Raw genomic sequence first — 12265 nt, 5'->3', positions numbered from 1 at the left:
GATGAGAATCTTAACCTATATAATTCTAGCCCTTGTGGCATTAGTCGGGATTGGTATTGGCATAGTCGATCATTTTATATCCAACACCCATCTCACATTTGGCGGAGCGCCGGGGAATCCGCGTTCAAAAGGTATTACACAAGAAGAGAAACAAAAAATGAATCAGAATACAATGGAACAATTACAGGCAAGTCTAGCGTTCGTCTGCAAACACGAAGAAAAACCCGAGCTCTCGGCGGAAACCCAACAGCTGTATAACTATGCGTTGTACCACGACCTGCACAATATGTGGACAGGCAAACGAGGCGATGCAGTATGGAACGGCTTGGCGAGGTATTACCGCATTGCAGCACTAAACGGCGATTATAAAGCCAACATCCGCTTGCAATACTTATTAAAAAGCGGGCGTATCAGTGCCGATATGCCACAAACGGAAGTGCATAATCTCAATGAAGAATTAGCAAAACAGCTACCTGCCACCGCTTATTACAATCTGTATGGCTATTTAGATGTGGGATACGGGGTACGTACCGAAAAAGATGGTCAATATGCTTATTTAAGAAAGGCGGCGGATTTAGGGAGTCGTGAGGCACAATATGTTGTTTCCGAAATCTTAGGTGATATTAATGATGAAGAAACCTTGCAAATGCGTTTGAAATTGATAGAACAGTTACTTTCTTGTGCCTCTGAACAAGGGTTAGGGAAAGCTTCGGATTCCTTAGGGATAGGATTTCAGTTGGATAAAGAATATCAAAAAGCACTGGAAGTATTTCATCAAGGGGTTAAAAATGGAGATTCGCAGTCCGCATTACAATTAGCTAATGGATTTAGTGAGAAAACCGGACCGGATGATAAACTTAATTTTCTAAATTTACAGCCTGATTCCGAGCGTTCTCGTCGATATAAAATAATCAAAGATTATTTATCTTATAAAGACTACCTCCAACCCAAAGTCCCCGATCTTGACGATATTGTGCCGTTACCCCCAGCCCCTTTGCCGGAATGGGACGGCAAAATTGCCTTTCAGCGTTGGTATGAGGGGGAAGCTCCGCCAAAACCAAGTGAGGCATTAATGATGAAACTGGCAAATCAGGCGGGCGTTCGAGTGGATAACGGGTTAGATTTAGAAACAGGTTTACCGAAGAAACCAAAAAAATAACGGAAAAATGACTCATAACTTACTGAGTTGATTTATTCACTATTACAGAACCGTTGGCAAAGCCAATGTTCAAAATCCTTCGGATTTTGTGACCGCACTTTAGACGTGAAAGTGCGGTTTTATTTGACTATGTTGTTCTAATCGGATTATAGAATGAAAAAATGTTTAAAATTTTATTGGCGCTTAGCATAGTAAATAGAGCGGTTGAGCTTTGTAACAGTAGCGTTGAAATCATGATGTCTCTTGCTTTGGTATTGCCTGTTATTGAACCTCCGTGCTATTTTATCGCTCTTTTTTTCCAATTTATGCGTTCTAATAGCGCTTTTTTCACTTGTGGAATGACATTATCCCAGTTCGGTATTGGCATATTGCAACGAAAGATTTGTATGTTCGGATACCATATTGAATCTATCTGTTTGCTTCCCCAACGCCAATCACCAATATAAGGCAGCATTAATAAACTCGGTATGCCCATTGCGCCAGCAGCGTGAACCACGGAGGTATCGACGGCAACTAAACAATCAATATGGCTCAATGCCGCCGCCGTATCGGAGAAATCATTAAAATCTTTAGCAAGATGCACTATGTTATATTTTTCTAATAATTGAATTTCCTGCTCGTTACAGGCTTTTTGCATACAATACCAGTCGATCCCCTCTATTTTAAAGAGGGTTTCAATATAATTTAGATCGTGAATTGAGCGGAATCTATCATTTTCGTGAGTCGGATCGCCACGCCAAACGATGCCGACTTTCAGATTTACACTATCGGAAAACACCGTCTCTGCTTTTTGTCGTTTTCTTGGTTCGGCAAAAAGATAAGGTTGGTGTTTTGGTAAATGTTGAAAGGGAATAGGGATATGAGCCAAAATTTCGTGCGGATATGCCCAATAATCAAATTCGCATAATGTTTGCTCAATTTGATCAGAGGCAATCACTTGATCAATATACGGATGGCTTTTCAGGAGGGAAACGATAGGTTTTTGTACAATCCAGAGTGTTTTCGCCCCTTGTAATTTCAAATAATAGGCTAATTGGGCAAACATTATTTCATCGCCTAACCCAAATTCTGTCCAAATCACAATAGTTTTGCTCGATAAATTTTCTCCTTTCCAGCGCTTTTCGTAATCTTTTTCTTGCGGTGGTGTTGATGTGCGACGAAGATGAGAATTTCTCATTACCCACTCTCTTTGAACAAATCCGGCTTGATAATCGCCTCGTAGTAATGTGTGCAAGCTCGCATAAATTTTGCTCATATGTGTTAATGTACGATCAACATAATTTTGCCAATAATCCGATACGACAAACTCCATATCATACTGAGCAAATAATTTATTTCTCAATAAATTAGCAGAGGCAAGATGCGGATTCGCCCATTCCAGCTTTTCCAATAGAGGGTACAAGGTTTTTAATGGTTCTTTTTCTTCTAATTTATCAGTAATTTGAGTGTAAATTTCGGTAAAATCCGTTGAACGTTTAACAAAAATCCATATTTCCGGGTTATGATTTTCCACAAAGAACAATTGTTCAGGAAAAAGTGCGGTTAACATTTCCGGTGTTTTTTCTTGAATTTTTTCTAGCAATAATAAACCATTATTTTGTAGCACTCTTGACCAGCAAAGCAGATTTTCTTTGGAATAAGATAAATCTGCATCAACAAAAACGGCAGAAAACGTTTCTTGTTCGGCGTATTGGAGCTTATCTTTTGTTCCTAATTTGCGGTGCCAAACCATAATTTCTAAGCTATCAAGATAAGTTTGGTTAAAATGCTTCATCAGCGAATCGGAACAGAGTTGAAGGGCAGAATTTGATGTAGTCATTTGTAGATTACGTGGTTAATGTTTAGTTTATATGGCGAACATTTCAATACAAATTTCAAACGGCAAAAGTATAATTAAAATATTGTGAATAATATAATATCTTATTGATTTTATAGAGAAATATCATTTTTTGGCTTTTTAGTAAATTGCCACTTATTCTAAATTCAAATAAAAAAATTTCAAGAAGTTTAGTTGTACCGGTCAAAAATATAGATGTTAAAAAGCGGAATATAAAAGACAAATAAAACCAAAAGCAAACAGAAAATTATTACAACAAAGCTTATCTCTATTAATGATCATACAAAAATAAACCAAGCAAACGGAGTAAGAGCATCGAAAAGTGCTCTACTGCGTCTTTTAATAAACTTCTTATTATTTAAACAGGGAATAACCCGCTATGCTTTGCATTGAAACTCTCTGAAAAAATCCGCCTCCTTTATCATAAAGACGGTTTTCTCAGCGGTAACTTGTTGAAAAACTTTGGTTCAGTCATATTCGTTTTTATGTATTTCTACATAATACCGTGATATTTCACCGCGCTTGGCAAACGGATTAATGCCAATCAACACCGGTAAAGGCATTATAAACAGCCCAAATAAATAGCAGTGTAATAATGGCTATGACACATTTTTCCCTTTTGTTCAGATTGAAATTTTTTCCTTGATGTTGATAGCGGGAATATAAAAATAATCCAATTCCCGGCACATAGAGCAATACGGAAAGTAGCAAATAATCCAACCCTGCGGCGTATAAAATCCACAAACCGTAAAGCGATGCCATCAAGCCTGTGAGTTTAATGTACCAAGGGGCATTTTGTTGAATGGCAAGTTTAAACAAATAGGCACCAATTAAAAAATAAGGCACGAGGATCATTGAAGTGGAGATCAATAATAGTGCGTTATAACTTTTTCCAGTCAGTAAAACTAATAGTAAACAAAGTTGTACGACAAATCCGGTAAACCAAAGAGAGTGAATCGGCGTGTTGTTTTCATTGAGTTTGTCGAAAATTTTCGGGAATGCGCCGTTTTTAGCGCCACGATAAGGTACTTCGGCAGAGAACATCGTCCAACTAATGTAAGAAGCGAGTACCGAGACAATTAAACAGGCGGTAATGATGATTTTTCTGCTACTCCCGATCATATGTTCAAGCAAGCCTGACATAGAGGGATTTGACATTGCAGCGATAGTTTCACGGGGTAAAATTCCTAAGGAAAGCACGGTGATTGCCACATATAAGGCAAGGGCGATGACAATCCCCAATACAGTGGCAAGCCCGACATCCGTACGTTTTTTGGCATGCGCCGATAATACCGCAGCGCCTTCCACGCCGGTAAACACCCACAGGGTGATTAACATGGTGTTTTTTACTTGATCGGAGACATGATTATTTAACGCGGTCGCTTTTACATCATGGTTAAATATTTCAGGGTTGAAGAAGCATAGGGCGAGTATGATAAACAAGAACAGCGGAAAAACTTTTACAAAAGTCGCGATCAGGTTTACTGTCGCCGCTTCTTTTACTCCTTTGGCAATTAAAATATGCACAAGCCAGACAACGATTGAAGAACCAATAAACGAAGCGATAGTATTTCCTTGTCCAAAAATGACCGCACTTTCGCTATCGGTGAATGTACCCAATCCCTCAAAGGCAACCACTAAATAACCCACAATCCCGATAGTGGCGCATAGCCAATAACCCCAAGCAGACATAAATCCCATCAGTTCACCAAAACCTTCGCGTGCATAGGTGTAAATACCGCCGTCTAATTCGGGGCGAAGTCGGGAAATGAAAAAGAACGAAAGACCAAGAAAAATAATTCCTATGCCCGTAATTGTCCAACCGATAATAAGGGCTTCAGAGCCGGCAACTTCCGCCATATTTTGCGGTAGGCTAAAAATACCCGAGCCAATCATTGAACTTAAAACTAATGCGGTTAGCGAAAGTAAACCAATTTTTTTATTTGACATATTATTTCCTAAAACAGCTTTCCGAAAAAATAAGATAATCAACAGGATAAAATGCTTTTCACAAGTTGTTGTAAGGTCGGCACGACTTCTTGTTCAAACCATGAATTTTTCTTTAACCAAAGTTGATTACGCGGTGAAGGATGGACTAAGGGTAAAAAGTGCGGTAGAAATTCACGATAGTTTTTTACTGTTTCCGTCACGTTTAAGGTATTTTGCGGTAAATAGTATTTTTGCGCATATTGTCCGATTAAGAGTGTGAGCTGAATATTTGGTAAAGTGGCTAGAATTTGCGGATGCCATTTCTGCGCAAAGCCTTGACGAGGCGGTAAATCCCCTGATTTGCCTTTGCCCGGATAATAAAAATCCATTGGAATGACGGCAAATAGCTCCGAGTTATAGAAGGTGTCACGATCGACATTGAGCCATTCACGTAAGCGATCACCGCTTTGATCATTCCAATAAAGACGAGTTTGCTCCGCTTTTACGCCGGGCGCCTGACCGACAATATTAATTCGCGCGGTAGAGGGGGCGGCAAACAGCGGTTCGATATGACGTTCTGTGAATGATTTATTTTGAGGATCGGCAATAATTGCGGCTTTAATTTGATTGATCGTTTGCATAATTTATCTCGTTTCTATTCATTGATGGAGAAGATAGGTTATTGATCGCCTAGCCAAATTTTTCAGCTAACGCCTTAATATGCTCCGGCCCGATTCCGCAACAGCCGCCAATAATGGTCGCTCCGCTTTCAACCCATTTTTCCGCCCACATCAGATATTGTTGCGGATTAAGATCTTCTCGGATTTCATCCAGCCCGTCATTTGCGGTTGCATTTTTCGGTTGTGGAGGAAAAGCATTGGCATAAGCACCGAAACGAATCGTGGTGATATGGTGTTTTTTTAAGGTTTCCTGCGTGATGAGTAACGCCTGTTGAATGACTTCAGGTTGGCAACAGTTGAACAAAATTGCCGCTACGCCTAATTCGATCATTTTTTCGACCGTACTTTGCACCGTTTCACCGGAACGTAGGCGAGGGATATCAGTCGGTTCGTCGTCTTGTAAGGTAAAAGAAACCCAAAACGGGCGTGTATCTTTAGGCAATAGAGGTTTGATCGCTTGGGGTTCGGTGGCGGAACTTTGGGTTTCGCACAGCCAGAAATCCACATAAGGCGAAAGCCCGTCAATGATCGGTTGTGCAACTTCTTGTACGCGGTTCGGCTGATATAAATCGAAACGGTAAGAACCGAATAATGGCGGAATTGATCCTGCGATTTTGATAGGAGAAACGCCCGAATTTTTTACCGCACTTTTTGCCAATAGGCCGGCTAAATCCGCCAAACTTTTGCCATCGCTATGGAAACGTTGTTCACCGATATGAAAGGGGACGACGGCATAGCTATTTGTTGTAATCACTTGAGCACCGCTTTTAATAAAATCTTCATGCACAAGTTGAACGGCGGAAGGCTGTTGATACAATGCAAGGGCAGACCATTCGGGCTGTTGAAAAGGCGCCTTACGGCGTGCTAGCTCACGCCCCATTCCTCCGTCTAGAATGATGATATTTGACATGTTGCTTTCCTAAAATTTGCTAAAAAAAGACCGCACTTTAGGTGTGCGGTCGTGTTTGATTCAATTTATACATTGAAGCGGAAGTGCATCACATCGCCGTCTTGTACGATGTAATCTTTCCCCTCTAAACGCCATTTTCCGGCTTCTTTTGCGCCGTTTTCACCTTTGTATTGAATAAAATCTTCATAAGCAATAACTTCCGCACGGATAAAACCTTTCTCAAAATCGGTATGGATCACGGCGGCGGCTTTTGGTGCGGTTGCGCCTACGGAAACCGTCCATGCTCGTACTTCTTTTACACCGGCGGTAAAATAGGTTTGCAGATTTAATAGGGCATAGCCGGCACGAATAACACGGTTTAAGCCGGGTTCTTCAATACCTAAATCTTGTAAAAACTCGACTTTTTCTTCATCATCAAGCTCGGCAATTTCCGATTCAATGGCGGCACACACCGGCACAACCACAGACCCCTCTTTTTCAGCAAATTCGCGGACTTTATCAAGGTATGGGTTATTTTCAAAACCGTCTTCATTGACGTTCGCGATATACATAGTGGGTTTGAGGGTTAAGAAATTATAGCTTTTAATCGCAAGCAACTCCTCTTTATCAAGAGGAACGGAGCGAATCATCCCTGCTTCAGAAAGGACAGGAAGGATTTTTTCCATTACTGAAAGTTCAAATTTCGCTTCTTTGTCTCCGCCTTTTGCACGTTTTTGTAAACGCTGAATGGCTCGTTCGCAACTATCTAAATCGGCAAGCGCAAGTTCGGTATTGATGGTTTCAATATCGTTTAACGGATCAATTTTTCCGGCAACGTGTACAATATCGTCATTTTCAAAACAGCGAACAACATGCCCAATCGCATCGGTTTCACGAATGTTTGCTAAGAATTTATTACCCAAGCCTTCGCCTTTGCTTGCGCCGGCGACTAATCCTGCAATATCCACAAACTCCATCGTCGTTGGCAGAACCCGTTCAGGTTTGACTATTTCCGCAAGGGCATCGAGGCGGGGATCCGGCATTGGGACAACGCCTGTGTTTGGTTCAATCGTACAGAACGGATAATTTGCCGCTTCAATACCTGCTTTAGTGAGCGCATTAAAAAGGGTGGATTTCCCTACGTTTGGTAAGCCCACGATACCACATTTAAATCCCATATTTTTTCCTTATATTGAGTCAAAAAAGTTGCGAAAATGACCGCACTTCTAAATTTTAAAACTGTTTAAGCGATTGGTCGCTTTTACTATGCCGTCTTTAAAAATCATTTCCACGCAATCGGTGGCTTCATCTAGGGCTTTTTCAAGCGCGTTACGCTCTGTCGGAGACGGTTTATTAAGCACATAACCGGCAACCAAATCACGATGTCCCGGATGTCCAATGCCAAGGCGTAAACGGTAAAAATTGTTACTATTTCCTAACTGCGCCACAATGTCTTTCAAGCCATTATGTCCGCCGTGTCCGCCGCCTTGTTTGAGTTTTGCGACACCGGGCGGGAGATCCAGTTCATCATGAATCACAAGAATTTCTTCAGGTTTGATTCGATAAAATCCCGCCAGTGCGCCTACGGATTTACCACTTAAATTCATAAAAGTGGTCGGCACAAGCAAGCGGATTTCTTTTCCATTCACCAACGTGCGGGCGGTTTTACCGAAGAATTTATTGTCGGGGTTGAGCGTAGTATTGAAACGATGCGCTAAACGTTCTACCAACCATTCACCGGCATTATGGCGTGTCTCGGTATATTTATCCCCGGGATTACCAAGTCCAACGATGAGTTTAATTTCAGACATATTGCATAATGATGTTAAAAATAGTGGCGTATTGTAGCGAAATGCGGGTAAATTCTCAATCTATAACGCGAGAACAAGAACGCCTGCCCAAATTAATACATTTCCTTATTTTATCGTTAAAACTGACCGCACTTTTCCGCTATAATAGCCGAAATTTTTTGTATAAAGAAAGCATAATGAATCAGATTAATATTGAAATTGCCTATGCGCTGCCCGAACACTATTATTTGAAATCACTCAAAGTCGCTGAGGGAACAATGGTGCAAACAGCGATTTTGCAATCCGGTATTTTGCAACAGTTTACTGATATTGACTTACGTGAAAATAAAGTGGGCATTTTCAGTCGTCCGACAAAATTAACCGATATATTGAAAGAGGGCGATCGTGTTGAAATTTATCGTCCGCTGCTGGCTGATCCGAAAGAAATCCGCCGTAAACGGGCAGCAGAACAAGCCGCTCAAGCCAATAAAGAAAAAGGAGTCCAAAAATGACCGCACTTTCACTTTTCCCAACGGATTTTTGCTTACCCGAATCCATCACGCCTGAAATTTTCTTGCGGGATTATTGGCAGAAAAAGCCACTCATTATCCGCAACGGTTTGCCTGAAATTGTGGGGCAGTTTGAACCGCAAGATATTATTGAGTTGGCGCAAAATGAAGATGTTACGGCACGTTTAATTAAAACCTTTTCGGATGATGATTGGAAAGTGTTTTTTAGCCCTTTAACGGAGACGGATTTCAAAGAGTTGCCGGAAAAATGGTCGGTGCTGGTGCAAAATATGGAACAATGGTCGCCGGAATTAGGGCAATTTTGGAATAAATTTGGTTTTATTCCTCAATGGCAACGTGATGACATTATGGTGTCCTATGCGCCGAAAGGCGGCTCGGTGGGCAAACATTATGATGAATATGATGTGTTTCTGGTGCAAGGTTATGGCCGCCGCCGTTGGCAATTAGGGAAATGGTGTGATTCAAGCACGGCGTTTAAACCGAATCAGCCGATTCGTATTTTTGACGATATGGGGGAATTGGTGATTGATGAGGTTATGAATCCGGGTGATATTCTTTATATTCCCGCCCGTATGGCACATTATGGCGTGGCGGAAGAAGATTGTTTGACTTTTTCTTTTGGCTTGCGTTATCCGAATTTGACCCATTTAATTGATGGCATCAGTAAAGGTTTTTGCCATCAAGATCCGGATTTGAATTTAAGCGAATTTGATTTACCGCTTCGCTTAACGCAATCGGTACAGCGTAGCGGTAAGCTTGCCGACGAAAATATTCAGGTGATGAAACAACAGTTACTGGATAAACTTGCCCACTCCGAAGCCTTTGATAAGTTATTCAAACAGGCTGTGGCAAGTGCGGTGAGTTCACGCCGTTATGAACTGTTGGTTTCTGAAGAAATGAGCGATCCTGAGGAGGTGCGCGCCGATTTAGAAGAGGGGGCGTTACTTTGTCAGGATAATAATTGCAAGTTGCTCTACACGGAAAATCCCCTTCGCATTTATGCCAATGGTGAATGGTTAGATGAGTTAAACTTGGTGGAAACGGAAGTCTTGAAACGCTTAGCAGACGGTGAATGCTTAGATTGGGTATTTTTAACGGATTTAACGAATGAAACGGAAGATCCGGAAACGACGATGGAATTATTGTTAGATTCAATTTGTAACTGGCTGGACGATGGCTGGGTGTTGCTCGATGACTATGTCTGACAATATTTATTCCGTCTCCCAACTCAATAATGCGACACGCCAAATGTTGGAAAGTAATTTTTCACAAATTTGGCTGACAGGGGAAATTTCTAATTTTACCCAGCCGGTATCAGGTCATTGGTATCTCACCTTGAAAGATGAAAATGCACAGGTGCGTTGTGCGATGTTTCGGATGAAAAATTTGCGTGTGGCGTTTCGTCCGCAAAATGGGATGCAAGTCTTGGTGCGTGCTAATGTGAGTTTATATGAGCCGCGGGGTGATTATCAACTCATCATTGAATCCATGCATTCTGCGGGTGAAGGATTGTTACAACAGCAATTTGAAGCCTTGAAGATGAAGCTGGCGGCAGAAGGATTATTTGCTCAAAATCTCAAGAAAAATTTACCGCACTTTAGTAAATCCGTGGGAATTATCACTTCATCTACCGGTGCGGCTTTGCAAGATATTTTGCATATTTTGGCACGGCGGGATCCAAGTTTGAAGGTAGTGATTTATCCCACCGCCGTGCAAGGTAAAGAGGCAACGGCTGAGATTGTGCAGATGATCGAACTGGTAAATGCGCGGCGAGAAGTGGATGTGCTCATTGTCGGGCGGGGTGGTGGCTCTTTGGAAGATCTTTGGTGTTTTAACGAGGAATCTGTTGCACGTGCGATTTTTCGTTCTACGTTGCCGATTATTAGTGCCGTAGGTCATGAAACGGATGTCACCATTGCCGATTTTGTTGCTGATCTTCGTGCGCCGACTCCCTCGGCGGCGGCAGAATTGGTCAGTCGAAATCAAGGGGAGTTACTACAACAACTCCGCCATCAGCAACAGCGTTTAGATATAGTGCTTGACCGACTATTAACAGAAAAAAGCCAGCATTTAAAGCAACTAACATTGCGTTTGCAAAATCAACATCCGCAGAATCAACTGCGTGTTCAACAGGCAAAAAATGAGCAACTTGCACAGCGTTTACAATTTGCGATGAAACGTCAGGTTGAAAAAACACAGCAAAAATTGACCGCTCTTTCCCTTCGTTTGGCACAAAATCCCTTACCTTACCGTATTCAACGTCATCAGCAACAATTAGTGCAATTACAAGGGCGATTACATTTCAGCACAAGTCACCAATTGATAGAACGTCAAAATCGGCTTGCGTCATTGTGTGGAAAATTAGATGGATTAAGTCCGTTGAAGGTTTTGGCTCGCGGTTATTCCATTGCGACAACAGAGCAAGGAAAAACAATCACGAGTATGAATGACGTTAAACAAGGGGAAATGATTACCACAAAAGTGGCGGATGGGAATATCGTTAGTCAGGTGGTATGAAAGTCAGATAAAAGTAATTGATAAGTGATTTTGATGTATGTCTAACAAAAGTGCGGTTATTAACCGCGCTTTATTTTTAGTTATAACTTTTTTATTTCATGATCATTTTTGTTCCTTTCAAAATGCCGTGTGTTGGAAATAGCTGTCCCACGCAGGGTTTTATTGTCTTCCGGAGATGGCATCAAGCCAGTTGATTAAAGTACGTTTTTGTTCATTATTCATTTGTTGCCAATGGTAATCAAGACGAAAACGCAATGCATCATTATGTATGGGAACATACGGTTTGTCTTCTAAGTTAAGGCCTTTGCTATCACTGAAAAACCAATCAATTGGAGTATCTAAGCTAATGGCTATATCCACCAAATGATTCACATTTATTTTAGTTGCTCCTCGTTCATAACGAGAAAATTGTTGCTGTGATACCCCAATTTTTTCAGCTAATACTTCAGCACTGATACCCAGTTCCTTGCGGCGAAGTTGAATCCTTTTGCCGATAGCGATATCTGTTTCCGCTGCGGTAAATCTTGCCATGTTATCTCTCATTGTATGAAATCAGTATTATTTCCGTTGTTTGTGACAATATGATTTCAAGTTACTCAATGATTGATATTTTTTATTATTTTTTAAAAATAGTTGATTGTCTTGAGGTTGTAATATTATAATTTAACTCAACCAATGATTTTTCGTTGATTCATCATCTTACATTAGGAGATTTAATGAAAAATAGCTCTTGCATTGGGAGTTTTATCAATCACAAATAGTAATTTTAAAGCCAAAACCAGTGGATGTTGCCGAGCCATTTAAAACGATAACTATGTTTTTAGGTTGGGGAGGAGAACCATGGGAATATTATGGTGAAAAGATAACTAAATTTTGTTGGCTAAACCACAGGCTAAAAATATCGACAAAACCGATCTGGAAATGGGTAAGCGTA

General features: G+C 41.0%; 11 protein-coding genes. 4 read left to right on the top strand and 7 right to left on the bottom strand.

The window, feature by feature from the left end; genetic code table 11:
- Position 1 precedes the first annotated feature (1 nt).
- A complete protein-coding gene (locus tag PNEUHYL_RS01695) occupies positions 2–1159 on the top strand; it encodes an SEL1-like repeat protein (RefSeq protein WP_059368794.1) in 1158 nt (385 codons plus the stop codon).
- A 277-nt stretch (positions 1160–1436) separates the two neighbouring features.
- On the opposite strand, the gene PNEUHYL_RS01690 is transcribed toward PNEUHYL_RS01695, so the two are convergent.
- The 6 genes from PNEUHYL_RS01690 to pth form a co-directional block, all read right to left on the bottom strand.
- On the bottom strand, positions 1437–2978 hold the full coding sequence (locus PNEUHYL_RS01690; RefSeq protein WP_069029744.1) for a glycosyltransferase family protein: 1542 nt from the start codon (positions 2976–2978) through the stop codon (positions 1437–1439).
- A gap of 552 nt (positions 2979–3530) precedes the next feature.
- Positions 3531–4946 carry a basic amino acid/polyamine antiporter gene (locus PNEUHYL_RS01685; protein WP_059365556.1) on the bottom strand — a complete coding sequence of 472 codons (1416 nt, stop codon included), beginning with the start codon at positions 4944–4946 and terminating at the stop codon, positions 3531–3533.
- 38 nt (positions 4947–4984) lie between these two features.
- The gene (locus PNEUHYL_RS01680; RefSeq protein WP_059365555.1) at positions 4985–5566 is read right to left on the bottom strand and encodes a uracil-DNA glycosylase family protein; all 582 of its coding nucleotides are present in this window, start codon (positions 5564–5566) and stop codon (positions 4985–4987) included.
- 49 nt (positions 5567–5615) lie between these two features.
- Positions 5616–6515, bottom strand: a complete 900-nt coding sequence (locus PNEUHYL_RS01675; protein ID WP_059365554.1) for a homocysteine S-methyltransferase family protein — start codon at positions 6513–6515, stop codon at positions 5616–5618.
- Positions 6516–6580: 65 nt separating this feature from the next.
- On the bottom strand, positions 6581–7672 hold the full coding sequence (gene ychF / locus PNEUHYL_RS01670; protein WP_059365553.1) for a redox-regulated ATPase YchF: 1092 nt from the start codon (positions 7670–7672) through the stop codon (positions 6581–6583).
- Positions 7673–7720: 48 nt separating this feature from the next.
- Positions 7721–8305: an aminoacyl-tRNA hydrolase gene (gene pth, locus PNEUHYL_RS01665; protein ID WP_059365552.1), complete on the bottom strand. Its 585-nt coding sequence runs from the start codon at positions 8303–8305 to the stop codon at positions 7721–7723.
- Between the two features lie 176 nt (positions 8306–8481).
- Between pth and PNEUHYL_RS01660 the strand changes: the two genes are divergently transcribed.
- The 3 genes from PNEUHYL_RS01660 to xseA are packed head-to-tail and all read left to right on the top strand — an operon-like array spanning position 8482 to position 11331.
- Positions 8482–8796, top strand: coding sequence for an RnfH family protein (locus PNEUHYL_RS01660; RefSeq protein WP_059365551.1), 315 nt, complete (start codon positions 8482–8484; stop codon positions 8794–8796).
- Entirely contained in the window at positions 8793–10019 is a 1227-nt protein-coding gene (locus PNEUHYL_RS01655; RefSeq protein WP_059365550.1) for a ribosomal protein uL16 3-hydroxylase, read from the top strand. The genes PNEUHYL_RS01660 and PNEUHYL_RS01655 overlap by 4 nt, the downstream gene beginning before the upstream one ends.
- The gene (xseA, locus tag PNEUHYL_RS01650) at positions 10012–11331 is read left to right on the top strand and encodes an exodeoxyribonuclease VII large subunit (protein WP_059368793.1); all 1320 of its coding nucleotides are present in this window, start codon (positions 10012–10014) and stop codon (positions 11329–11331) included. Before PNEUHYL_RS01655 ends, xseA begins: the two co-directional genes overlap by 8 nt.
- Positions 11332–11490: 159 nt before the next feature.
- Here the strand turns inward: xseA and PNEUHYL_RS01645 are convergent, their stop codons facing one another.
- On the bottom strand, positions 11491–11862 hold the full coding sequence (locus tag PNEUHYL_RS01645; protein WP_059365549.1) for a helix-turn-helix domain-containing protein: 372 nt from the start codon (positions 11860–11862) through the stop codon (positions 11491–11493).
- Positions 11863–12265 lie beyond the last annotated feature (403 nt).

Source organism: Rodentibacter caecimuris, assembly GCF_001019715.1.
GTDB classification, from domain to species: Bacteria; Pseudomonadota; Gammaproteobacteria; order Enterobacterales; family Pasteurellaceae; genus Rodentibacter; species Rodentibacter caecimuris.
The sequence above is the reverse complement of the archived record's forward strand: the minus strand, read 5'-3'. Positions and strand labels throughout refer to the sequence as shown.